Below are 22,610 nucleotides of genomic sequence, written 5' to 3'. Positions count from 1 at the left end.
TTAACGCCGTCTCTTATTAGTAATGATGGCGGTGGTGTCGGTTTTTTTACGGTTTGATTTGCCATAATCTGATGTTTTGAAAGTTAAACGTTGAACTGAATCTTTATATTCTACAGATAGAATCAAAGATAGAGGGTACTCAATTTTGACTTTATGAACTTTTTCTTCTCCCTTATGTATTCCAAAATCAATACCAAATGGAATTACTAGCAAACTTAATACAATTAAGGCATAAATCATAAACTGATGACACTTAAACCTATGATAGGTTTTTAGTCTGTTATTGATTTGATTTATTGCCGTATTCTTGATTAATTCCTTAGTAAGGTACGAATTAAATTCGTTTACAGCTAACTCTTCAGCCGACTCACGGTCTACATCAGGCGCCGTACTATAGAATGTCACTAAATCAGTGTAATAATTATCCAAATAATCAGTGTCATTAAGATAGGCATATTCTTGTCCATTATGAAAATCCGAAAATGCTTTAATGAGACGATACGTAGAGATCGACAAAAAAGCAACAGCTAATAATGTAAATACTATAAAAGATATACTCAAAATAAGACTGTCATTTAAATCAAAATTAGTAGAAGCATAATACAGTGCTGCTACTAAGGCGGTGAGTATACCAATATGCGTAGATAATGAAGAATTAATCTCACTCTTACTAGCCAGAGATTTATCATATTGGTCTTTATAAAACGCCTGTAAATCCATAAAATACTTGGTAATTAGTACGGGTTCAACTTTCGACTCTTGTCTCCGAATGTAAAAAATAATTTACAGGTAAAATTATTCAAGATTGACAAATTTAGTGTTGAATCGGAGATTTAATAAGCAGTTCTTATACGACTATCTTTTAACGAAGTTCAAACAAAGCGATTAATTTTCAACGCTTTAAGCATTTCAGCATAATGCTGAACCGCTACCGAGGGCATTTTTATTTGATCAACCTTTATTCTTTCTCACGAACTACCAACCTTCTGAAGTGTTCTTTGATGCAATACATTTAGATACCGATCGATCCGTCTTTTATTCTTTTGCTGCAGCAAACTCGGGTACAAGTTCATTAAGACATTGACAAGCAGCATCACTGATGCAAACAAATATAGACCGTGATATACCTTTACCAAAATGAAAATCCCCATGAACAGGAATGCAAAAATGTGATTAAGTTCAGCCTTAGTCATTTCTAACCTATATTCCTCCAGTTCGCTTTTTAGTATTCTTTTCGGGATTGAAAGCTTAGGATTAAAATATTTAAAAAAGCTATGCATGATTATCCATCTAAAAGCTTCAAGGCCAAGCATTTTATTGATATTATCATCTTTGACCAAGTATAAGCCCGACAACCTTTGCTTATAGAAATCAGTTTTTGAAAGTACGGCAGTGATGATCATGCCAACAATCCAGGAAATAGAAGCGATAGACAGACTAAATGTAAAATATTTGATTAGGATTTGAGGCGTCGTCATTATTTGTAGGTTGTTTTTGCCCAAACAAGATAGCAAATAAAGCGCTGAATAGAAATCTGAAACAATTTCCACAAGAAGGTCGGATGGTTCAGTTTAAAAAAGATGACTTAAAAAACTTGATGTTCCAAAATGGAACATCAAGTTGAGCTGGAATCGAAACTTGATATCACATTTTGTGATATCAAGTTTCGATAATCCTATTAAGACCGACTTTTAGTGGGGTGTCATTTAACACTAAAGTTAACCGGTACCCACACATAACTATTATGATCACTTCTGAGATAGCCTATTCCCGGAAAAGAAATATGATCTGCCGCAATCAGATAACCTTTATCCGCCGCATCAGCATAAGCTCTTTTACGCTGCCCTGCAGCTTTTAGTTTATCAAAATCAAATTCATTAGGGATTTCTGCGCCGCTAAACTGTACTGCAGCGATATGGATCAGATCTCCCCAGAATAGGAGTTTTTGTCCCTCACTGGACAATTCATAAACTGTATGACCAGCTGTGTGTCCGGCATATTCATGACTGCTTATCCCCGGAAACAACAGTGTATCACTTTTGAAGGCCAAAACTTTGCCCGCTTTCAGATATGGTTTAAAGTTTATATATGATGACCGGTTAGATTTGATCCCTCTTGTATCCAAAGGACTTTCCTTTTCATGTACTTTCCAAAAATCGATCTCTTTCTGATTGACATGAAGCATTGCATTAGGAAATAACATTTCACCGGCATTACTCAGGCCTCCGGTGTGATCAAGATGAATATGGGTAATTAGAATATCAGTAACCTCATCTGGTTTGAAGCCTGCTTTTCTAAGACTGTTAATCAGACCACCCCCATGTTGACGGCCGAAAAGACTACCTGCTCCTGCATCCACAAGAATCAACTTTGTACCCGACTTAATCAAGTATGTATTAATTGATGTTTCAACCGTCTCAGAAAGAAATTGCTTTGCTAATAGATCCGGAATTTTGGCGTCATGATTTAGTAATTCCTTTGCATTTACAGGAACTGTTCCATCTGATAAGGCAATGACTTCAAATTTGCCAATAGACATGTGGTAATATCCTGCCTGATTTTCTTTTGGCTGTGCTTTAACAAAACCTGACATTAAACTGAGGAACAACCCAAATAAGAGAAATACTTTAGATCTTTTCATTTTTTTTTATATTAGTTACACAAAGTAACCTATTATTGAACTACCTTTAAAGTAGGATTATAGAATAGCGGATACCTTTTTGTAACTAACATGGCTAAAGAAATATTTATCTGTCACAATTGCCCTATGACCAGAACAATGGCAACCATAGGAACCAAATGGAAACCTATTATAATTTACACCATTGGTTTAAAATCGCAGAGATTTGGGCTAATACATGCCAAAATGGGTCTGATCAGTAAGAAAATTCTCACTGAACAATTGAAGGAATTGGAAGAAGATGGAATCATCCTGAGAAATGCATTTAAAGAAATGCCACCAAGGGTTGAATATACACTCACAGATAAAGGTTTGGAACTTTTGCCGATATTAAATATGCTGACGGAATGGAATGCCAGACATCATCAGGGCGATACTCCCAAATCTTCAAAGGAATGATAGCACTGTGGAATTTATATGGAAATTAGGCTATTTATCTATTCCCTACATTCTGCCATGAAGTTTTTTTCACTTCATATACAAAGTTGAGTTTAGAGCTTTCACCGAAATATGTTACTTCCTGTTCAGCAACTTTTGTTGCACCCAAACGAGCAATAGCAATTTGTGAACGGATATTTTCTGCTCCAATATGGAAGTTAACACGCTCTATGAACTGAAAAATATAATCTAACATGATAGCCTTGACCTGTGGATTGACACCTTTCCCCCAGCATGATGTAGCATAAAAGGTATAACCGATAAAGATACTTTTGTCTTCAGGATCATAATCATAAAAGCGAGTACTACCGACAGTCATTTCACTGGTCTTGTCAAGTATTTTGAACGCGCCTTTACTTTGCATAGCTCCTTCAAAAAATGTTTGAAATACTTCCTTTTTCCAGCGGTCTTTGTTTGGGTGTTGTCGCCAAATTTCCTGGTCGGATGCAACCGCATACAAGACATCAAAATCACCATCTTGTAAAGGATAGAGCGCGATTTGCTCATTTTCCAATGTTGGTTGAAGATCTATGGATTTGACTGTTTGTTTTTTCATCATGATATTTCTCTGTTCCTCGTCACCCGATAACATAGTGGCCTAAAAATCACTACTAAATTTGTGATATACTACTATTACACTTGTTTTTTGCCATCCACTACTTGTATATAATGACCTTGCCATCGTTATTTTTACATCTTGGTTCTTCAAGATTGCTACGGATTCCGGCAGAGGGAATGAGGCGTCTGAAACCTTACGGTCTAAAAGCAGCTTTGAGCCATCTGGATTAATAGTGAAAGAGGATACAGTTGCCTGATTCATATAATTGACAAGCACCTTAGGATCGTAAGCAATTGGGATATTTTCATCCGATGTGTTGAAATACTGGTTTTGCCAAAATTGAGAAAACACATAAGACTGATCATTGTCTCGTATAATCAATTCCAGAAAAGACTCTTTTAAAGTTGCTATTTCCTTTAAAAGATCTGAACTCTCAACACCATCAAAATTAACATCTATTTTTTTATCAGCAGTGGCGCTCAAAATGGAATATTTCCCATTAAGAGTTTTTTGTATTTCATCAGTTGAGTCATCTTTTTTGCATCCCGTAAGTAGGAATATTAGCACGACGACTTTGCACTTTAAACCTAAAAATCTATTCATTTCTTAAATCTATTAATTCATGTTTCTTGCGCTAAATTAGATTTATTCTTAACATGAAAGCAGATGATTGATTTATTTTAAAGTTTATTACGTAAACCATGAAATTCGCAGGGTAAATGACCTTATTTTTAAGTGATCCATGATACATAAATTTAAGCCGTTCTTTTTGTAAATGCTGATGGCACGCAGGTTTTCCTCGCATACGCCCAGCCAATTAAGGATGAGTTCTGGATCAGTTAAGGATGGCTTCGAGGCAATAACGCATCAAAAACGGTTCAGCAGCGGATCTCTAGTGGTGCTTAAAGGGCCGGGGGGTATACAAGCCCCGCTTCAGCACCGCCTATACACCGCCTGAGCACCGCCTCCGGTCCGCTATTGGCCCCTTGTTAATCGGTCATTGGGTCGAAGCCATCCCTAACGTACTCATCACCTCACCCCTCCAATTTCCATTATAAAAACACTGTTTTTAAGTTAGTAAATAACTAGCTGTGTCGATTTTTTTTAAAAACATCAATCAGATTTATTGGCTTAGAGTAATCCATAGGTTTTACGGACGCTATCTGCCTGTATTCCTTTCAGAACTTTAATTACACGTGTACGGAACTTTTTTCCTGCAGATGCGACTTCCTGGATCTCTATGCGACCATCAGCGTATTCTATGTAGACTTGTCCTTTGGGTTAGTCTTTCAGAAAGAATAAGGAACGGTAGATCCTTGCTGAAATTATTTGCCCTTAATTTCTGATGGTAATCAAATATTTCTCACGCTGTTTTTCAAGCTCTAAATTTGACATATTATTAAGCTGCTGATGCAATGTAAAAATAGAAAACAAACTCAAATCTGCTCAGTATTTGTAACAAAGCAAACCCAGATTATCCAGATTTTGTAACAAAACAAACCCAAATCTGCTCATTATTTGTAACAAAGCAAACCCAGTTCACCAAGATTTTGTAACAAAACAAACCCAGATTGAATACCAAAGACCCCCTAAAACCCAGCCGTTACCTAAAAAGCTTCCCTATAGTCTGCCCAATATCAGCAAAATCATCATGGTTACTGATAGACCTTTTTTCAGTCGCTACGGCCGTCATTTCCGAGAAAGGATAAATCAGCAGGTAGTTGTTTTGCTGTAGTTTCTGGTTCAGCAGGTACGGCAGGCTATTCATCAGTGGAGTATGAGATATCATGCCCCTCTTCGCCATCATCACAATCAAGCCGGTATCAGCACCCAATTCCGAAGCAATAGTACTTTGCACATCCCATTTCTCCAGGATTTTGTAGCTGGCTTCTATATTAGCCTTCTCCTGAATCCTCTTCAGTATAGTGATGATTGAGCTTGTAGTCCGGAACTCAACAGTAGATCCCGAACGCTTAGCGATGTTCCAGATCCTTAACAAGGCATAGAAAAATCCAGGTTCCTTCTCCGCATTTGGTGGAATAAACACCAGGTATTTCTGCACCGTGGCAATGGGCTGTGCGGCATGGTAAACCATCACATTAACATGTGCGTTTTTAAGATACCCATCATGCAGGTTATCTATGAACGAGCTGGAGAAACCTTTCTCGTCTTGCAAGCCGATCACCAGGTCAGTAATCTTTTGTTCTTTCAGCACATTTGTAATTCCGGCAATCACGTCATTATCGTATCGCGTTAGTGGCATCAGCTTCACATCGGCCGCTGCCCCAGCATTTACAGCATAGCTTAATATCTTGTCCGCATTCTTTACGGAAGACTCGTTTTTATCTTCATTGATCACATTCAGCGCAAACAACCTTTCCTTGTTTTGCTCCGCTTTGATCAGCAAACTCAGGTTGACCATGCTCTCCACGGTTTTTTCATGGTTTACCGCCAGCAGGATCTTCTCCTCATCAGGATTGTTATCCGCCACGGTCTGTTCATTTTCAGCTTGCGCAATCTTCTGCGCGCTGGACATCGATTTGAACGATGATACTGTACAGGAAACCAGGATTAGAAGGATACTTCCATTCAACACATGTTCATTTAAAAGCCTGATAGGCTCCCCGGATGCAGTTTCGGAAATGACGATGTTATAGCCAACCATTACCGATGCCAGCGTCGCCGCAGCAGAGGCAGCACTCATACCAAAGATCAGCTGCCCTTCATCGTTCGTAAACTTAAATGTCTTTTGAGTAAGTATTGCAGCAAGGTATTTTCCACCAATGGAACATACTAGCATAACCGCCGCCACAGCGATGGTTTCCCAGCTTTTGAAAAATACAGAAACGTCAATCAGCATTCCCACGCTGATCAGGAAAAACGGGATAAAGATGGCATTACCTACAAACTCTACGCGATTCATAAGTGAGGAAGAATGCGGAATGAGCCTGTTTAATGCCAGACCGGCGAAAAATGCACCAATGATGGCTTCAATTCCGGCGAGTTCGGCAGCCATTGCCGCCAGGTAAATTACCACCAGTACAAATATATATTGCGAGATTTTATCCTCAACAGATTTGAAGAACCACCGCGCCATAATTGGGAAGAGCACCAGCACAACAACACTGAAAACCACCATCGATACTGATAGTGTGATCCAGAATGCCGGGCCCACGGTGCCCTGGGTCATTCCTACTACCACGGCCAGCACCAATAAAGAAAGTACGTCGGTGACCATTGTCCCTCCCACGGTTACGTTGACGGCGAGGTTTTTGGCGATGCCAAGCTTACTCACCAGTGGGTAAGCAATCAAGGTGTGCGAAGAAAAGAGACTGGCGAACAGTACGGATGTTAACAGATTAAACTGTAGTACGTAAAGACCAGCGACTAAGCCCAGGATAAAAGGCACTGCAAAGGTGTAAACGGAGAAGCCGAGACTTTTCCATTTGTTCTTTTTGAAATCACCCATATCAATCTCCAGTCCGGCAAGAAACATGATATAAAGCAGACCGGTGGTACCAGTTACGACTACGCTGCTATCGCGCGACAAAAGGTTGTATCCATTTGGTCCCACTACAGCGCCGGCGATGATTAAGCCGAGTAAATGGGGAACCTTAATTTTATTTAACAGAAGCGGCGCGCTGAGAATGATGATCAATTCCAGCAGGAACTTTAACACCGGATCTTCAATCGGCAGCGTCAGGTGTTGTATGCTAAGTAAGGGCATGTCTTAAGGATTAGAATTGCGTGTTAACTCAACAGAGAACTTGGCGGTGCAACTATTATTAACAGAAATGGTTTGGCTGCCCTTCATGAGGTCGTTCCCCGCGCGGTTGAGCACTACGCTGATATCAACTTGCCTGGTGGCAGTGGAGTCGGTTTTGTAATGCAGACGAATCTCGGTGCTGTCAACCTGAGCATTATATACACGCAGAATTTTATCCTTATTTATTACTTTCATAAAGATGCCTGTGGAATCTCCCTCAAATACCCAGGTATCTGAGCGCTGGTCTCCTACTACATAATCAGTACAGTCAGACTCTCTGCATAGGGTTTTGCCGTTCCAATTGCCGGGAATACCTTCCGGCCACTGTTGAAGGGCGAGGGTGTCAGGTTTTTTAGAACGCAGGCTGTCACGCATTTTTATCAGGGACTGGTAGTCTGCTGCTTTTGCAGCAAAGTCGGTTTCCTGTTTAGCAATGGCCTGTTCCCGAGCGTCGAGTTGCTTTTCACGGTCTTTATCGCCGCAGGCGACGAATAAACAGGCAGAAATAAATAAGGTAAGTAATAGTTTTTGATTCATATTCTGGTTATTATCGCTTCAAAAACCTGGCCATCGGGCTATGATATAATTTGAAGGAGATAAATTTGCCGGATCTTTAGGAGAATTGCGCGTTAAGGTAGTAGTTTGCGCGTGTGTTGATTAGGGGTAATTGTGGTATGGGCAGCTAAGCAAAAACTATAAAGCTATTTTAATTAGTATACTATTTACTATTATATTTAGTATTTATTTTCTACTTTTGGACAGCTAACATTAAAATCATGTCCATTCTTTCAGATAATTTACGGTATTTAAGAGCGCTTAGAAACTCTTCACAACAAAAAATTGCTGACAGTTTAATCATCAGTCGCGCACGTTATTCCAAGTACGAGGAAGCTTTATCGGAACCGCCATTGGTTATTTTGAAGCGGCTTTCTGAGTTTTTTGAGGTGAGCATTGATATGCTGATCACTGTTGACCTGCGGCAGACGAGTTTGCAGGAACGTGAAGTAACCTATCGCAACCGTGTAGGCCAGAGGGTTTTATAACTACATGGTTTCCCAGCTTAAATTACTCTTTTAGACTTACTCATTTGATAAAATGATTTCAAAAAGTGATAAGGACTCTCCTCATCATCTGTTAGCGGCTGATCCAGAAAATCATGTCTTAAATTTGTGCAACTCTCCAGCTCTCCCTCCGCGTTCACCTGATAGTGTCTAAATCCCATCGACCAATCTTTAAAGTAACGCTGAGATCCAGTGCCCTCCTTCATGATGATTAGATTGCGATGTCTGGTGTCCTGCTCAATCACTTCAAAAGCATTTCTAACATCTTTTTCATTCCCTTCCAGCAGCTGTATGAATTTCCCTTTGATATCCTTAGCCAGCTTTTTCTTTCCTCCTACTGTAAATAACCCCTCTATATAAAGTAGCATACCAGTAACATTCCTACGCGGATTGTTTGTAGATGCCGCCGCGAGGATGTCATCGAGCTCACCAGAATCCATCAGGTATGTGGCATCACTTATATAAATCAGATAAAAGTTCATAGGTATTTTGATTGTAGCGTTTGCAAATAGAATTAAGGGAATTTTATCAGCCATAAAAATAAGTTACTGGATGCAAAAAAAGAAAAAATTTGATAAGGATAGAACTGTGCTGATGTTTCAGATGATTTATCAATTGCAAAAACATTCTAAATACATCTTGGTTATAGCAACCAATCTACACTATAAAAACAAACCTATGGCAACTACAAAAACAAGCAGCACAAAGCCTGCTACAGCAAAGAAAACGAGTACCAGCAAAACTGCTGCACCTAAATCATCAAAAAAACAAACTCCGTCAGCAGCTAAAATCGAGGATTCAGAGTTCCATGAATTTTTCGTTGATGAACTAAAAGATATCTACTGGGCGGAAAAACATCTGGTAAAAGCGCTACCTAAATTAAAAAAAGCAGCCACTAATCCTGAACTGGCTGAAGCTTTCACTAAACACACAGAAGAAACCAATGCTCATATTGCAACTTTAGAGCAGGTTTTTGCATTACTGGATGAAAAAGCACAGGCGAAAAAATGCGATGCAATGGAAGGTTTGCTAAAGGAAGCCTCCAGCATCATTGAAGATACTGAGAAAGGTACTCAGATCCGTGATGCAGGTTTGATACTTGCTGCCCAAAAAGTAGAACACTATGAAATTGCTACCTACGGAACGCTTGTAGTTTTCGCAAGAAATATGAACCGCGAAGACATCGCAGAATTATTGCAATTGACACTTGACAATGAAAAAGCGACGGATGTAGCTTTAACTGAAGTTGCAGAAGGTCTCGTGAATGAGGCTGCAGCAGCAGAATAATTTGTTTAAGGCACTGGATTTATATTCAGTGCCTTATTAATTTGGGGATCGCTTTGTTCCGCCCTGCTTGGCATGTTTACACTATCCAAGGATTTAGGGATGGTAAACCAGCCGGGATTTTATTAATCTTGCTGCGAAGAATAATTATTCAATCACTGCAAGCTTAATAACTACATCAAAAAATGATATATCCTATTATAAACTACGGAGATCCGGTACTAAGAAAAAAAGCTACTCCAATTGTACCTACTGACTACCCAAACATCAAAGAGCTGATTGCAGATATGTTCGAAACGATGCATGCGGCTCAGGGTATCGGCCTTGCTGCCCCGCAGATCGGCATGCCCATCCGCTTATTTGTAATCGATTTTACAGTACCCGCCGATAATGCACCAGAACCTATCAATTTTAAAAAAGCGTTTATCAATGCTACTATTTTAGAGGAGACAGGTGAAGAATCGCCCTTCACAGAAGGATGCCTGAGCATCCCAGGTATCCTGGAGGAGGTTTATCGTCGACCAAATGTGAAACTCTCCTATTATGACGAAGACTGGAACCCGCAGGAGGACACCTTTGACGGACTGGCGGCACGTGTGATACAGCATGAGTACGACCACATAGAAGGCACGTTATTTATTGATAGGCTCAAACAGCCGCTTGACCCGCTGATTGAGAAAAAACTAAATGATATATCAAATGGTATAATAGATATAAATTTTATGCGACAGGCCAAATCTTCGGATACCTAACACAGTTTATGGTAAGAATCTATTCTTATTTTCGACCGACCTGCGGAAACTGCGAAATCCTCAGCGTTGTACATCCGTAAGGAACCAAAACAATATTCTCGTCCGCCGCATCGCTTTCCAAACCATATATATGACTGTAAGGGATAGGACCTGCCATATCATTGTATAACTTCCAGGATGGGATTTTCCTGCCTGTTGTCCTGATCTGCAGAGGTGCATTTTCCAGATTCCATGGGTATAAAGATTTTTTCCCTGTCTGTTCCACTTTGAAATAGTCGTTCAGTTTAGCCTCAGTCACATCGTATAATCCGTAATTCCAGGCTGTAGAGGGACGGACTTCTGTATAGTTTCCATATACTTCAGGGTCCTTAATATTACTTACCTTAGTGAACTCCTCACCTATTTTTAATGCGTAGGTGATTGGCCCACGCTCAACTGCCATTGAATTTTCATGCCAGTTGCTTTTGAAAATATGCATTGGAAGCTTCAGCTGCACCACATCTCCTGATTTCCATGTGCGCTCCAGTTTGATCACCTGGTCTCCTTTATACGTTGAAACTTTCTCTCCATTTACCTCCACGACCGCTGTTGTACACCATTTAGGGATCCTGAGCTGAAAGGGAAATTTTACTTCAGCCTTCGTCTTGATGGTAAACTGAATACTTTCTTCAAAAGGATAAGATGTCTCCTCGGTTATCGTCACCGGTACATTTCCTGCTACCTTGGTTGTTACCTCGCTCGGTGCATAAACCAATGCCGCAACACCATTATCCGGGGTTACATACCATAGGTTTTGGGTAAACTTAGGCCAGCCCTGATGCATATTTGAAGTACAGCATGGATATCCGGTCAGGAGACCATAACAGATATCAGTACCGCCATGATTATCACCAAAATTATGCATCTGCCGGGTTAACATCACCTGGTTAGCCTGCTGGAAATATTGATGAGCAGAATAATCATCGGAAACTTGCGTAGGCAATGCATTAAAGGCGATCTTCTCCAGCTGGTCAGCATAATTTACTGCACCGGTAATTTGAAGTGAACTCTCCAGAGTAAACATCATTTCAACCGCGGCACACAACTCAGCGCCTTGTGTCGGATTGTTGCCATGCAGGGCCTCATCACCTCCGTATAGCCCATTGGCCGTGCCATTATAGATCCGGAGATCCTCAAATCCCTTCTTTGCCGCATCGATGTACCGGGCAGACGGATGAGCCTGTGAATAGATCAGGGGCTCTTTCATTCCCTGGGCCAGGTTAACAGTGTGAATACTGCCTTTTTTCTTTAACAGATCCGTATTCAAAAAAGCATTGGTAAAATCAAAGGTCTGCCTGTGGATCAGCTCTCCCAGCTCAAGCAGGAATTTTTCACCTGTAATGTTGTACAACCAGTAAACTACCATCAGGTTATCTGCGCCTCTATACTTTGCCCAGTAGGTCCAGTTGTCTAGTGGCTTTTTAGGTAATTCTGCCAGCTGGTACCTGAAATAACGGGTCATGAGGTTGATGACTCTTTTATCTCCCGTAGCCGAGTAATATTGCTTTAGTACTTTCAGCATCACCATCTTAGGCCACCAATCCCGACTGTTATCACGCTGCAGACCGGCTTCTTCAGGGTAATCTTTTGAAGGCCCGAAATATCCATCAGCTGTCTGGCTTTTGATCGACCACTCTATCCAGGGTTTTACTTTGGCAATCAGCGCCTTATCATTTAATATATAGGCTAACGGAAGTAATCCGTCAATCCAGTAAGGACCACGCTCCCATTGATCCCCATCCCCACCAAGCCAGCCATTCCGTTTATTCATCAGTGGATAAAGTTTATCCAGATTACCAGTTGCGCCGTTTTTCTGGCGGATAAGCATTTCCTCCAGCCATCCTCTGGCTTTGATAGAACCAAGAGGTAGTTCCTGATAAGGTGTTTCTACCAAACCGGGTTTTGGCTTTACATACTGAGCGCTGGTATTTAACGATAGGAAAACAGAAACAATGGCGGCAAGGATAATTTTCATATGTTGGATAAGATAAGGAAATTATCTAATACGTGTTTTGTCAGATCGTTAACTAACGATTCCTTGAAACACAGGAAAATAAATATGCCATTTCCTCTCAGAAATACTGTGACTAGCAGCACCGATTTCGGGTTGTCAGTTCTAGTACATTTTGAAAGGCTTTGCAACCTGTCCTATCTGACCAGGAGACTCTTCACTGAAGGGCTCAAGCTCAAAAAGAAAAAACTCTGTTTCATAAAAGATACCGTTGTTTTCATATCTTACAAAAACTCTGTCTTCTTTTAGGGTGATGACTGCCAATTTTTTTGACCTGTTGATCAGACGATGCCTTACAAAGTCTCCGAATTTTATATTAGCCAATTCCATATTAACAATTTAAATATTGAGCTTTAAATTTACGACAATTAACGTTCCAAAAACACTCAATTACAAGCAGCCAGCTTGTTTACCAAAAAAATCAAATATTAAACGATCAACATTTTAGGAAGCATGGTCATCTATAGGCTAACTTTCAACCTAGACAGATATTAATACGTGCGCTCAATCCAAATGATAATTAAATCATCAATAAGCCTTAACCTTAATCACATCTTCAATTCTCGTGGTATATCTCTTGGATAAAAACTCCTGCCGCATCGCCCAGGATTTGCTGAACCCCATTGTTCCATACCTCACCATATCCCGCCCGTAACTGCTATTCAGCTGGTCGATCACCTTCAATGCCTGCTGCATCTTAAGCTCCTTCGCATCCGGTACCGCTTCAAATAACGACGCCTGCACTTGTGTGTCAGGTATCAGTCCCCGCAGCTCTACGCCTACCTTCTGGTACCTGAAACCAGGCTTGTATATTTTCCTTAATCCCGCAAGGGCCTCCTTGATCAGTTTCCCTGTTTCTGCCGTGGCCACCAAAAGTTTGAGGTCTATCTCTGCACAGTATTTTCTATGGACTACAGCAAACTGGCTGGTCTGCAGGTAAACAAACATCCTGCTGCATACACATTGCTGGTTGCGCAACTTGACCGCAGTGTTGGCTACATAAAATGCCAGTGCTTCTTCTATGGGCGCCAGTTCCGTTTCCATTTTGCAAAAAGACCGCCCTGTGGAGATACCTTCTTTAGCGGGTGGTTCATATTCCATCGGGATGCAGCGCTCCCCCTGCAGCTCGCGCCAGGTTCTGCGGCCCTGGATAGTCATCAGTTTTAATACATAGTCTTCTGGCAGATTGACAAAATCTAAAGCCGTGTAGAAACCCTGTTTAATTAACTTAATGGCGTAACGTGGCCCGATTCCCCAGACATCTTCAATGGCGGTTTCCTGTAAACTATAATCGATTTTCTCCTGTGTATCCATGAAAAACACTCCGGTACTGGCATGTTCTTTTTTGGCGATCTTATTGGCGATTTTCGCCAGGGTCTTAGTTGCACCAATGCCGATGCAAACAGGAACACCGGTATATTGAAGAATTTTGGATCTCAGTAAAATCGCCTGCTTTTCGATATCATGATATGCAAAACTGCTTAAGTCACAATAACATTCATCAATAGAATATATTTCCTGATCAGGAAAAGTATCCCGTACGATGCCGGTAATCCTTCGCATCATATCCTGGTACAAAGTATAATTTGAAGAGCGCCACCAGATCTCCCCCAGCTGCTGCTGTTCCTGCATGGCGAAATATGGAGTGCCCATCTTGATGCCTATCTCCTTCGCTTCGTTGCTCCTGGATATGGCACATCCATCATTATTACTCAATACGCAGCCTGGCCGGCCACGCAATGCAGGTTGAAATACCCGCTCAGCACTAACGTAAAAATTGTTGGAATCTATTAAGGCGAGCATTGATCCTCCTTCTCTGATCTAAAATACTATGTGGTACCACACCCCAGATTTCAAAATGGGTAGTAGGGTTCTGCGCTATCGGCTGATAAGCTACATTATCTGGCATAAGGTATTCCTTCGTTCCCGTTTTAAAGTACGACCGCAGGATAAATTCGTTGTCCAGAATACCTACGACAATATCACCGTTCGTAGGATTAAGGGAGCGGTCCACTACTAAAAGATCGTCAGGATAGATGCCGGAACCTGTCATGCAATCGCCCACAACCCTTGCATAAAAAGTAGCGTGAGGGTACTTGGTCACATAGGTATTTAGATCTATCCGTTCTTCTTCGTAATCTGCAGCGGGGCTTTCAAAGCCCGCATGGATCTTCTCCAGGAACAGAGGAATCAGCGTTTCACTCTCTCCTTTTTCATACAACAGCAATTCCTTCATGATGGTAAATCTTAGTTAGCGCAAAACTATAACATTTTAGCTATTCAATTTAGTAAAACTAACTATATTAGCACTCCTATTTGAAGTGCATCCGTCCCAAAAGAAAAGGATTTTTATGCTATATTGGTATCTGTGACCGATGGATGCCTGGTGCTCCTTTTTATTCCGAAAATATGTGTGCGAGATATACGCTGACCAAAAAAGAAAAAGATCTGTTAAAAGCTTACGAGGTGAAACTCCCAAATGATTACGCTCCTAATTTTAATCTTGCGCCTACACAAAATGGATTGGTAATTACCGCCGATGTACCAGATACGGCACAGCAGATGCACTTTGGATTGGTTCCGCATTGGGCAGAATCGGTAAAGCTGAATTTTTCTACCTTAAACTCCAGAAGTGAAGAGGCTGCCGGAAACCGTACCTGGTCGCCCTTATTGAAGCACCATAAAACCTGTTTGGTGCTGGCCGATGGTTTTTATGAATGGGACAGGAAAAGTGGGGCTTCTATCCCCTACAGGTTTACGATTACCGATCGTGAGGTATTCGCTTTTGCGGGCTTGTGGAGCCAGTGGCAGAGTAAGTTAACGGGTGAGTTGTACCGCTCATTTACGATTATGACTACCAATTCTAACAGCACGGTGGGTAAAGTACATGATCCCAAATTCAGAATGCCGGTCATCCTGGATAAAAATGAGGAAGCACTGTGGTTAAGCAAAGATTTAAGTATTCCTGATTTATTGAGTCTCTGCAATCCCTATCCTGATGACCTGATGAGGTCTACACAAGTATCTACTAAGGTGAACAGTACCGTGATCAATAAAGTGCATAATAACCACTCTGATCTGATTTTGCCACTGAATAGTCTGTAAATGAAATTGTAATTTTCAAACTCTTCATTTAAGTTTGTCTATCTTATTCCCGTTAGCCTCTGATTATTCAAGCTTCCGGGTTTCGTTTTTTAGGCTGTGGTACATGCCAATTCATCGCTAAAAAGACTGTTATGACGTATGCAAAAAAACAACTTAAAAATGCAAAAAGCCTATTTTCTTTAGGAAAACAGGCTTTCTATTGAAGTAGTAAAAGCATACGATTCTATATCTTCTTATCAATATTGAATTCACCGGAAACTCCTTTTTTTACAATCTGGCCGTTCTCATCATAAGCAATATAATTTTCAGCATATAATTTTTGCAATTTTTTATCGAAGATAATTTGATGAGCAGTGATCTTGAAATTTTTACACTGAAACTGAGCATTTCCTACAAGAGTGACCTTTTGCTTGTCTTTACTTATAGTAGTGCTAGTTTTAGCTGAATATGTAATCGAATCTTCAAGCAAATTGCATTTGAGGTCGAATTGCTTAGATTTAATATTAGCGGTACTAGGGTTAAAGGATGCCAAGATTAACATAATGGCCAGCGGGCAGGATAAGTATTTTTTCATATGACGATGTGTGTATAAATAAGATAAGAATACAGTATAGCGAATTAATCGTAATGATAATAAAAAAAGCCTGCTAAAACTAACAGGCTTCTTAACTATTATATCTACCCGATCCCTAAGAATCAGGTGCTCTCATATCATCATTTGCCAATGAATTCTTCCAGGGATCATTCTCCTCCGGAGCAGTATCATAATTAGACAGCAGATGATTTTGCTCATGTTCTAATTGTAAACCAGCTTCCTGACGATCCGCCAGTTTGATAAAGTATTTCGTCGCTTCATACAGCGCAATGCCCACCAGGGCGTTTTTTATAAATCCCATTATGCTCCTCCTTTGAGCAAATAACAAACACGATCAAAAAAAGTTTAATCTTTTAAAAGGTTAACACGCGTGAGTATATGTTTAAATTAACATTATGTTAATATTAGCTTCACTATTTTGTGGCAGATTCTAAATACATACAAGTGCCAGTAGATATGCCCTGCTATAAAAATGCAATCCGTTCTTTTATCTGTTTTTGCATCGCATTAATATGCATCAATACCTGTGCTGCACAAGTTATAGATGATGATTTTGAACCAAAAGCCTTCAAACTGAACATCCCGAAGGCCCCGGATGCGCAATTCCTGACGCTAAAAAAAAGACATCTTGACGCCATCAGCTCCGGAGATTTGATTACCCAGGGCATCTGCCTCAAAGATATGGGCATGATCTGCTTTCACCTGGGCGATTTCACCCGCGCTTTGCAATATGGCCTCGACGCCAAAAAGCTCTTTGAGCAGGAAAAACGCAACGACCTGCTCGCTGACACCTATATCAACCTCGGCACACTATACTATTACCATCAGGATCACCGCAACTCCAGAAGCAGCTTTAACCAGGCGCTAAAAATCTACCAATCCCTCAGAGATCAGCAGGGCGTTGCCGTCACCCTGGGCCAGATCGGTCACCTGATGGAGAAAAAACAGCTTTATGACAGTGCTTTCTTCTATCAGCAAAAAGCACTCGCAGCCTATACTTCCATCAATAACAATGAAGGAAAAGCAGCAATCTTTGAGAATATCGGCAGCATCCATGAAGACCTCGGTCAGTATAAAGCAGCCATGTCCTACTTCCTGTCGGCCCTAAACATTTACAACAACTCCAAACAGATTACCCAATCCATAGAGGTTGAAAACAACATCGGAGACATCTTCCGCAAAACGGGCGACCTTAAAAAAGCGATGCAGCACACGCAGCAGGCACTAAAGCTCGCGCAGCAAAGCAATGAAATCTACCAGGTCAGCTCTGCCTTCAGGGATATCTCCAAAACGTATAACCTGATGGGCAAAAACGACAGCGCTTTCTATTATGCGGAAATCGCCCGGACTTACCTGATGAAAATCTATTCTCTGGAAACCAGCAGGCAGATGGCCTTCAGGCAGGCGCTCAATGATGAGGAGAAAAAGAATGAAGAGATCAGGTTCCTGCAGAATGAAAGAAAGGTAACCCTGATCGTTACGGTGGCTACAATTGTGATCATTGTGCTGCTCGTCATTGCCGGGCTACTCATGCTGAGCCGACACAGGATCAAGCTCAAAGCGGAGCAGCAGGCAAGTCAGCAGAACATCGCTATTCTCGAAACCGAAAAACAGCTGATAGAAGCTGGGTTAAAAAACAAGAATATGGAGGAGATCCAGCTCAAACAGGAAATAGAGCTGAAATCCAAAGAACTCAGCACCCACGTTTTACATATCATCCAGAAGAACCAGGTACTCGAAACCCTAAAAGCGCAGCTCGAGGAATTGGTTAAAGACGATAAGCGCGACCAGAAAAAACAGCTGAAGCAGCTGATCACGCAAATCAACCAGGATTTCAATAACGACAATTACTGGAACGACTTCAGCAATGTCTTTGAGCAGATCCACAAGTCCTTTTTTGAAAAACTCAATCAACAGTTCCCCAATCTCACCGCAACAGACCTGAAGCTGGTATCGCTCCTGAAGATGAATATGAATTCTACAGATATGGCTTCCATGCTGGCCATCTCGCAGGACAGTTTGCGCATTGCACGATATCGTTTGAGAAAGAAACTCAACCTTGGCCAGGGTGATAACCTCATTGCATTTTTGCAGTCAATTTAGTGCCTTCATCAGCAGCTAACTTAGCCTTAACAATAACTTAATGGAGATTTTTTAAATTACAATAGACTGATAATTAGATTATTAAGAGCTGTAATAAACTCAGCGTATACGCTATAAAATCACTTGTTTACTTTATATAACACGCAGAATTTGTTTAATCTTCTGCACAATTACAACTTGCTGCCATCAAGAAAACAAGCTCCAATACAGGTAGCCTTGAATAAAGAAATGACAACGCATATCAAATCAAAATTCATGAAAAAAATTCTATTATTAGCGATTCTAATGACAGTCATGTCGATCGTAAGTTACGCCCAAAGCGGGTTGCTTACCGGACAGGTTGCCGATGGTCAGAAACTTTCCCTGCCTGGTGCGGTGCTGAAACTGAGCCCGGGAAACATTCATACCATCACAGATGCTTATGGTAAATTCCAGTTTCTAAATGTGCCAACTGGTGATTACGAGCTCGTGGTTACTTATATTGGTTACAATGCCTATTCTACAACTGTAAAAATTACCGCAGGTAAAGCATTGGGAGTAAACATTACCATGAATGAAGCTGCAGTGCAGGGAAAAGAAGTGGTGATTATGGGAGATCGTCTCCGCGGACAGGCAAAAGCGCTGAACGTGCAGAAAAACAACCCTAACATCACCAATATCGTTTCTGCAGATCAGGTGGGGCGTTTCCCGGATGCCAACATTGGTGATGCGGTAAAACGTATCCCTGGTATAACGATGCAGAACGATCAGGGTGAAGCACGGAACATTATCATCCGTGGTTTAGCACCGGAACTCAACTCTGTAACGTTGAATGGCGACCGTATTCCTTCCGCCGAAGGCGATAACCGCCGTGTGCAGATGGACCTGATCCCTTCAGACATGATCCAGACGATTGAGGTGAACAAAACGCTGACTCCAGATATGGATGCCGATGCAATCGGTGGTTCGGTAAACCTGGTGACCAGGGCTGCACCAAATGGTGAACGTATATCGGCAACGCTTTCCGGAGGTTACAGCGCCATCCGTGAGAAACCTATATATAACACCAGCTTTATCTATGGAAACAGGTTCCTGGATCAAAAACTGGGTATCGTGCTGAGCGGATCACTGAATAGCAATAACTATGGTTCTGATAACGTAGAGGCGGTATGGAAACGCGATGATTTCGGAAATACTTATGTTGAAGAGCAGGACATCAGAAAATACGATGTACAACGTATACGCCGCAGTGCCGCAGCAGCGATTGATTACAAGTTCAACGAGAAAAACAGGATCAACTTTAACGCGATGTACAACTGGCGTGATGACAGGGAAAACCGTTACCGCTTATCTTATAAGGATATTGAACCTCTATACGATGCGAGCAACAACATTACTGGTTTTGAAGGTGCTGTCGACCGTGAAACAAAAGGTGGTATCAATGGTGGTCGTGTGAAAAGTGCACGTCTGGAAGAACAGAAAGTTCAGAATTACTCCCTGCGTGGAGATCACCTGATCGGTTCCAAGCTGGATCTCGACTGGGCAGTAAGCTACTCTACGGCCAGTGAATACCGTCCTAATGAGCGTTACATCAATTACGAAACTGAAGGTGTAACTTTTTCTAATAACTTCGACTCACCTCAGTTCCCATTACTCAAACCGACCTCTGCCCTTGCGTTAAGTGATTATCAATTGGGAACAATCAGTGAGAATACGGATAAAACTAAAGAAGATGAGCTGGGTATCAAACTGAATTTCAGGGTTCCCTTCAGCCTCATCAAAGATCAGAAAGGTCGTATCCGTTTTGGAGGCCGTCTGCGTCTGAAAACTAAAGACAGAAACAACAGTTACTCGGAGTACTCCCCTGTTGGCAATGACATGGATAATCTGTCGCAAACCGTGCAGCAGTACTGGGGTGGCGAGAAATGGAATCCGGATTCCAAATATGTACCGGGAACTTTCGCTTCAAAAAGGTATCTCGGCGGTCTGGCCCTTAACAACTCAGCTTTGTTTGACAAGGAAGATGTACCGGGAGAATACCTGGCTGTAAACTACCATGCTAAAGAAACAATCACAGCAGGATACCTGCGTTTTGATCAGGACTTAAGCAGTAAACTGAGCATGATTGCAGGTTTAAGGCTGGAAAACACAAGTATCAATTATGAAGGAAACCTGATCCAGAACGAAGAATCCCTGGAAGGTACACGTACTGTTAAAAACAGCTACCTGAATGTATTGCCTGGTGTAACCTTTAAATATACACCTCTGGAAAACTTCATTGTAAGAGCTGCCGCAACTACAGGTATTGCACGTCCGAACTACTATGCACTGTCTCCATATGTAAATACGATCCTGGATGATAACGCTATCGATGCAGGTAATGCCGATCTGAAAGCTTCTTACGCATGGAATTACGATTTGATGGGTGAATATTACTTCAAATCTGTAGGTCTGATCTCAGGTGGTGTGTTCTATAAAAAGATCAATGATTTCATCTACCAGTTCCGTGATGAGAACCTGACTACCGAATCTTTTGCCAGTCAGTTCCCTGGATTGCCAAATCCGGTACCTGCAGGTGAAAACTGGACTTTAACACAAGCAAGAAATGGTGAAAGTGTAAGCGTTTACGGATTTGAAGTTGCCCTGCAGCGCCAGCTGGATTTCCTTCCCGGCTTCCTGAAAGGCTTTGGTGTCTACACCAACTACACGTATACCAAGTCTAAAGCGGATGGTATCTATAATGAAGATGGCGAAAGAAGAACGGGTATCACTTTACCTGGAACAGCTCCACACATGTTTAACGCCTCTCTGTCATGGGAGAACAAAAAGTTCTCTGCAAGGCTTTCACTAAACTATGCAGCTTCGTATCTTGATGAGCTAGGTGGAAATAACTTTGAAGACCGTTATTACGACAAACAAACGTTCCTGGATGCCAATGCTTCCTATACCCTGCTGAAATCACTGCGTATTTTTGCCGAGGTGAACAATATCACCAATCAGCCACTGCGCTACTACCAGGGAACTCCTTCCCAAACCATGCAAATGGAATATTACACAACACGATTCAACCTGGGTCTGAAGTTCGACCTGACGAGATAATTAAGATTATAATGAATAGAATATACTATATAGTACCCCTGCTGCTCACACTAAATGCCTGTAACAGTTCCTCAAGTTCAAGCCAGAATTCGGGGCAGCAATCAATAACAGACAGTACCGCTGTATTAAAGCCGGTTGTGGTTACTGATACCGTGCAACACGATACAGACGATCCTGCAATCTGGATCAATCCTTCAGACCCTGCGAAAAGTCTGATCGTTGGTACCGATAAAGACAGTGCCGGTGCGCTGTATGTTTTCAATCTCGAAGGCAAGATCGTGGACAGTGTTCCCGGATTGAAAAGACCAAACAATGTGGATATTGCTTACGGATTGAAAATCAATGGTAAAGCCACAGATATCGCAGTGGTCACTGAAAGAGAAACCAGTAAGATCAGAATCTACCAGTTGCCGGAGATGAAAGCCATCGACAATGGTGGTATTTCAGTTTTCGATGGCGAAACGGAACGTTCACCTATGGGTATTTCCCTTTACACGGCGGCAGATCAGACCATTTATGCTATTGTTGGTCGTAAAACCGGTCCTTCGGGCTCCTACTTATGGCAATATCAATTGAGCGATAATGGAAAAGGGATGGTAACCGGAAAGGTTGTACGCAAGTTTGGTGCTTACAGCGGCAAAAAGGAAATTGAATCCATTGCTTCCGACAATGAGCTGGGTTATATCTATTACTCCGACGAGCAAAACGGTGTTCACAAGTACTATGCTGATCCGGCAAAGGGAGATAAAGAACTCGCCCTATTCGCAAAGGAAGGCTTTACAGATGACCATGAAGGGATTTCCATCTACAAAACCGGGAAAGATACCGGATATATCCTGGTATCAAACCAGCAGAAGAACACCTTTATGGTTTACCCAAGAGAGGGTAATTCTAAAAACCCGAACGACCATCAGCTGATTACAGAGATTCCGGTATCTACGCTGGAGAGTGACGGATCTGAAGTGAACAATCTGAACTTGGGTCCTAAATTTCCAAAAGGTATGTTTGTAGCGATGTCTAACGGGAAGGTATTCCACTTCTACGACTGGCGCGATTTGCAAAAAAAGATCGATGCCGCGGTAAAAAAGTAGCATCAGCCGAATAAAAAAAACCTGAGGTCAATGATCTCAGGTTTTTTT

Annotated in this window: 22 protein-coding genes; 8 read left to right on the top strand and 14 right to left on the bottom strand. The window is 41.5% G+C overall.

Translation table 11 applies throughout. The features are described from left to right. The 3 genes from OQY15_RS16605 to OQY15_RS16595 form a co-directional block, all read right to left on the bottom strand. Complete coding sequence (locus tag OQY15_RS16605; protein WP_265793002.1) at window positions 1-720, bottom strand: hypothetical protein; 720 nt, start codon at window positions 718-720, stop codon at window positions 1-3. 248 nt (window positions 721-968) lie between these two features. Continuing rightward, window positions 969-1,478 carry a hypothetical protein gene (locus OQY15_RS16600; RefSeq protein WP_265793001.1) on the bottom strand — a complete coding sequence of 170 codons (510 nt, stop codon included), beginning with the start codon at window positions 1,476-1,478 and terminating at the stop codon, window positions 969-971. Between the two features lie 224 nt (window positions 1,479-1,702). Beyond that, window positions 1,703-2,641 carry an MBL fold metallo-hydrolase gene (locus OQY15_RS16595; RefSeq protein WP_265792999.1) on the bottom strand — a complete coding sequence of 313 codons (939 nt, stop codon included), beginning with the start codon at window positions 2,639-2,641 and terminating at the stop codon, window positions 1,703-1,705. Between the two features lie 126 nt (window positions 2,642-2,767). On the opposite strand from OQY15_RS16595, the gene OQY15_RS16590 reads away from it, so the two are divergent. Beyond that, window positions 2,768-3,079 carry a helix-turn-helix domain-containing protein gene (locus tag OQY15_RS16590; RefSeq protein WP_265792998.1) on the top strand — a complete coding sequence of 104 codons (312 nt, stop codon included), beginning with the start codon at window positions 2,768-2,770 and terminating at the stop codon, window positions 3,077-3,079. 34 nt (window positions 3,080-3,113) lie between these two features. Here OQY15_RS16590 and OQY15_RS16585 read toward each other — a convergent pair whose 3' ends face one another. From OQY15_RS16585 to OQY15_RS16570, 4 genes are all read right to left on the bottom strand, one after another. Next, entirely contained in the window at window positions 3,114-3,677 is a 564-nt protein-coding gene (locus OQY15_RS16585; RefSeq protein WP_265792996.1) for a GNAT family N-acetyltransferase, read from the bottom strand. A gap of 39 nt (window positions 3,678-3,716) precedes the next feature. Beyond that, on the bottom strand, window positions 3,717-4,280 hold the full coding sequence (locus OQY15_RS16580; protein WP_265792995.1) for a hypothetical protein: 564 nt from the start codon (window positions 4,278-4,280) through the stop codon (window positions 3,717-3,719). Between the two features lie 1,000 nt (window positions 4,281-5,280). Then, window positions 5,281-7,404 carry a cation:proton antiporter gene (locus OQY15_RS16575; RefSeq protein ID WP_265792994.1) on the bottom strand — a complete coding sequence of 708 codons (2,124 nt, stop codon included), beginning with the start codon at window positions 7,402-7,404 and terminating at the stop codon, window positions 5,281-5,283. Between the two features lie 3 nt (window positions 7,405-7,407). Beyond that, on the bottom strand, window positions 7,408-7,980 hold the full coding sequence (locus OQY15_RS16570) for a hypothetical protein (RefSeq protein ID WP_265792993.1): 573 nt from the start codon (window positions 7,978-7,980) through the stop codon (window positions 7,408-7,410). A gap of 239 nt (window positions 7,981-8,219) precedes the next feature. Here OQY15_RS16570 and OQY15_RS16565 point away from each other — a divergent pair, with 239 nt between their 5' ends. Continuing rightward, a complete protein-coding gene (locus tag OQY15_RS16565) occupies window positions 8,220-8,486 on the top strand; it encodes a helix-turn-helix transcriptional regulator (protein ID WP_265792992.1) in 267 nt (88 codons plus the stop codon). Window positions 8,487-8,503: 17 nt separating this feature from the next. Here OQY15_RS16565 and OQY15_RS16560 read toward each other — a convergent pair whose 3' ends face one another. Beyond that, window positions 8,504-8,986: a BLUF domain-containing protein gene (locus OQY15_RS16560; RefSeq protein ID WP_265792990.1), complete on the bottom strand. Its 483-nt coding sequence runs from the start codon at window positions 8,984-8,986 to the stop codon at window positions 8,504-8,506. A 196-nt stretch (window positions 8,987-9,182) separates the two neighbouring features. On the opposite strand from OQY15_RS16560, the gene OQY15_RS16555 reads away from it, so the two are divergent. Both OQY15_RS16555 and def read left to right on the top strand, forming a co-directional pair. Further along, window positions 9,183-9,791, top strand: a complete 609-nt coding sequence (locus OQY15_RS16555; RefSeq protein WP_265793131.1) for a ferritin-like domain-containing protein — start codon at window positions 9,183-9,185, stop codon at window positions 9,789-9,791. 182 nt (window positions 9,792-9,973) lie between these two features. Next, a complete protein-coding gene (def, locus tag OQY15_RS16550) occupies window positions 9,974-10,540 on the top strand; it encodes a peptide deformylase (RefSeq protein WP_265792989.1) in 567 nt (188 codons plus the stop codon). A 25-nt stretch (window positions 10,541-10,565) separates the two neighbouring features. Here def and OQY15_RS16545 read toward each other — a convergent pair whose 3' ends face one another. From OQY15_RS16545 to umuD, 4 genes are all read right to left on the bottom strand, one after another. Then, window positions 10,566-12,554 (bottom strand): beta-L-arabinofuranosidase domain-containing protein, encoded by a 1,989-nt coding sequence (locus tag OQY15_RS16545; RefSeq protein WP_265792988.1) that lies wholly within the window; start codon window positions 12,552-12,554, stop codon window positions 10,566-10,568. Window positions 12,555-12,695: 141 nt separating this feature from the next. Beyond that, on the bottom strand, window positions 12,696-12,920 hold the full coding sequence (locus tag OQY15_RS16540) for a hypothetical protein (RefSeq protein ID WP_265792986.1): 225 nt from the start codon (window positions 12,918-12,920) through the stop codon (window positions 12,696-12,698). A gap of 198 nt (window positions 12,921-13,118) precedes the next feature. Then, a complete protein-coding gene (locus OQY15_RS16535; protein WP_265792985.1) occupies window positions 13,119-14,393 on the bottom strand; it encodes a Y-family DNA polymerase in 1,275 nt (424 codons plus the stop codon). Then, window positions 14,356-14,826, bottom strand: coding sequence for a translesion error-prone DNA polymerase V autoproteolytic subunit (umuD, locus tag OQY15_RS16530; protein WP_265792984.1), 471 nt, complete (start codon window positions 14,824-14,826; stop codon window positions 14,356-14,358). The genes OQY15_RS16535 and umuD overlap by 38 nt, the downstream gene beginning before the upstream one ends. Before the next feature lie 173 nt (window positions 14,827-14,999). Here umuD and OQY15_RS16525 point away from each other — a divergent pair, with 173 nt between their 5' ends. Further along, the gene (locus tag OQY15_RS16525) at window positions 15,000-15,695 is read left to right on the top strand and encodes an SOS response-associated peptidase (protein ID WP_265792983.1); all 696 of its coding nucleotides are present in this window, start codon (window positions 15,000-15,002) and stop codon (window positions 15,693-15,695) included. A gap of 223 nt (window positions 15,696-15,918) precedes the next feature. On the opposite strand, the gene OQY15_RS16520 is transcribed toward OQY15_RS16525, so the two are convergent. Together OQY15_RS16520 and OQY15_RS16515 are read right to left on the bottom strand one after the other, a co-directional pair. Beyond that, window positions 15,919-16,269 (bottom strand): hypothetical protein, encoded by a 351-nt coding sequence (locus tag OQY15_RS16520; RefSeq protein WP_265792982.1) that lies wholly within the window; start codon window positions 16,267-16,269, stop codon window positions 15,919-15,921. Between the two features lie 115 nt (window positions 16,270-16,384). Beyond that, complete coding sequence (locus tag OQY15_RS16515) at window positions 16,385-16,591, bottom strand: hypothetical protein (RefSeq protein ID WP_265792981.1); 207 nt, start codon at window positions 16,589-16,591, stop codon at window positions 16,385-16,387. Between the two features lie 155 nt (window positions 16,592-16,746). On the opposite strand from OQY15_RS16515, the gene OQY15_RS16510 reads away from it, so the two are divergent. From OQY15_RS16510 to OQY15_RS16500, 3 genes are all read left to right on the top strand, one after another. Further along, window positions 16,747-18,393, top strand: a complete 1,647-nt coding sequence (locus OQY15_RS16510; RefSeq protein WP_265792980.1) for a tetratricopeptide repeat protein — start codon at window positions 16,747-16,749, stop codon at window positions 18,391-18,393. Window positions 18,394-18,648: 255 nt separating this feature from the next. After that, complete coding sequence (locus OQY15_RS16505; RefSeq protein ID WP_265792978.1) at window positions 18,649-21,471, top strand: TonB-dependent receptor; 2,823 nt, start codon at window positions 18,649-18,651, stop codon at window positions 21,469-21,471. An 11-nt stretch (window positions 21,472-21,482) separates the two neighbouring features. Continuing rightward, window positions 21,483-22,562: a phytase gene (locus tag OQY15_RS16500; RefSeq protein ID WP_265792977.1), complete on the top strand. Its 1,080-nt coding sequence runs from the start codon at window positions 21,483-21,485 to the stop codon at window positions 22,560-22,562. Window positions 22,563-22,610 lie beyond the last annotated feature (48 nt).

The sequence above is a fragment of the Pedobacter sp. MC2016-15 genome (assembly GCF_026239695.1).
Classification (GTDB): domain Bacteria; phylum Bacteroidota; class Bacteroidia; order Sphingobacteriales; family Sphingobacteriaceae; genus Pedobacter.
This window is presented reverse-complemented; position numbering and strand designations above follow the sequence as displayed.

What these genes read in the sequence shown, in the direction of transcription:
- OQY15_RS16515 (WP_265792981.1), bottom strand. Translation starts at nt 16,591, where the DNA reads ATGGGATTTATAAAAAACGCCCTGGTGGGCATTGCGCTGTATGAAGCG.
- OQY15_RS16605 (WP_265793002.1), bottom strand. Translation starts at nt 720, where the DNA reads ATGGATTTACAGGCGTTTTATAAAGACCAATATGATAAATCTCTGGCT.
- OQY15_RS16555 (WP_265793131.1), top strand. Translation starts at nt 9,183, where the DNA reads ATGGCAACTACAAAAACAAGCAGCACAAAGCCTGCTACAGCAAAGAAA.
- OQY15_RS16535 (WP_265792985.1), bottom strand. Translation starts at nt 14,393, where the DNA reads ATGCTCGCCTTAATAGATTCCAACAATTTTTACGTTAGTGCTGAGCGG.
- OQY15_RS16525 (WP_265792983.1), top strand. Translation starts at nt 15,000, where the DNA reads ATGTGTGCGAGATATACGCTGACCAAAAAAGAAAAAGATCTGTTAAAA.
- OQY15_RS16505 (WP_265792978.1), top strand. Translation starts at nt 18,649, where the DNA reads ATGAAAAAAATTCTATTATTAGCGATTCTAATGACAGTCATGTCGATC.
- OQY15_RS16565 (WP_265792992.1), top strand. Translation starts at nt 8,220, where the DNA reads ATGTCCATTCTTTCAGATAATTTACGGTATTTAAGAGCGCTTAGAAAC.
- OQY15_RS16580 (WP_265792995.1), bottom strand. Translation starts at nt 4,280, where the DNA reads ATGAATAGATTTTTAGGTTTAAAGTGCAAAGTCGTCGTGCTAATATTC.
- OQY15_RS16570 (WP_265792993.1), bottom strand. Translation starts at nt 7,980, where the DNA reads ATGAATCAAAAACTATTACTTACCTTATTTATTTCTGCCTGTTTATTC.
- OQY15_RS16520 (WP_265792982.1), bottom strand. Translation starts at nt 16,269, where the DNA reads ATGAAAAAATACTTATCCTGCCCGCTGGCCATTATGTTAATCTTGGCA.
- umuD (WP_265792984.1), bottom strand. Translation starts at nt 14,826, where the DNA reads ATGAAGGAATTGCTGTTGTATGAAAAAGGAGAGAGTGAAACGCTGATT.
- OQY15_RS16500 (WP_265792977.1), top strand. Translation starts at nt 21,483, where the DNA reads ATGAATAGAATATACTATATAGTACCCCTGCTGCTCACACTAAATGCC.
- OQY15_RS16545 (WP_265792988.1), bottom strand. Translation starts at nt 12,554, where the DNA reads ATGAAAATTATCCTTGCCGCCATTGTTTCTGTTTTCCTATCGTTAAAT.
- def (WP_265792989.1), top strand. Translation starts at nt 9,974, where the DNA reads ATGATATATCCTATTATAAACTACGGAGATCCGGTACTAAGAAAAAAA.
- OQY15_RS16600 (WP_265793001.1), bottom strand. Translation starts at nt 1,478, where the DNA reads ATGACGACGCCTCAAATCCTAATCAAATATTTTACATTTAGTCTGTCT.
- OQY15_RS16590 (WP_265792998.1), top strand. Translation starts at nt 2,768, where the DNA reads ATGACCAGAACAATGGCAACCATAGGAACCAAATGGAAACCTATTATA.
- OQY15_RS16585 (WP_265792996.1), bottom strand. Translation starts at nt 3,677, where the DNA reads ATGATGAAAAAACAAACAGTCAAATCCATAGATCTTCAACCAACATTG.
- OQY15_RS16560 (WP_265792990.1), bottom strand. Translation starts at nt 8,986, where the DNA reads ATGAACTTTTATCTGATTTATATAAGTGATGCCACATACCTGATGGAT.
- OQY15_RS16575 (WP_265792994.1), bottom strand. Translation starts at nt 7,404, where the DNA reads ATGCCCTTACTTAGCATACAACACCTGACGCTGCCGATTGAAGATCCG.
- OQY15_RS16595 (WP_265792999.1), bottom strand. Translation starts at nt 2,641, where the DNA reads ATGAAAAGATCTAAAGTATTTCTCTTATTTGGGTTGTTCCTCAGTTTA.
- OQY15_RS16510 (WP_265792980.1), top strand. Translation starts at nt 16,747, where the DNA reads ATGCCCTGCTATAAAAATGCAATCCGTTCTTTTATCTGTTTTTGCATC.
- OQY15_RS16540 (WP_265792986.1), bottom strand. Translation starts at nt 12,920, where the DNA reads ATGGAATTGGCTAATATAAAATTCGGAGACTTTGTAAGGCATCGTCTG.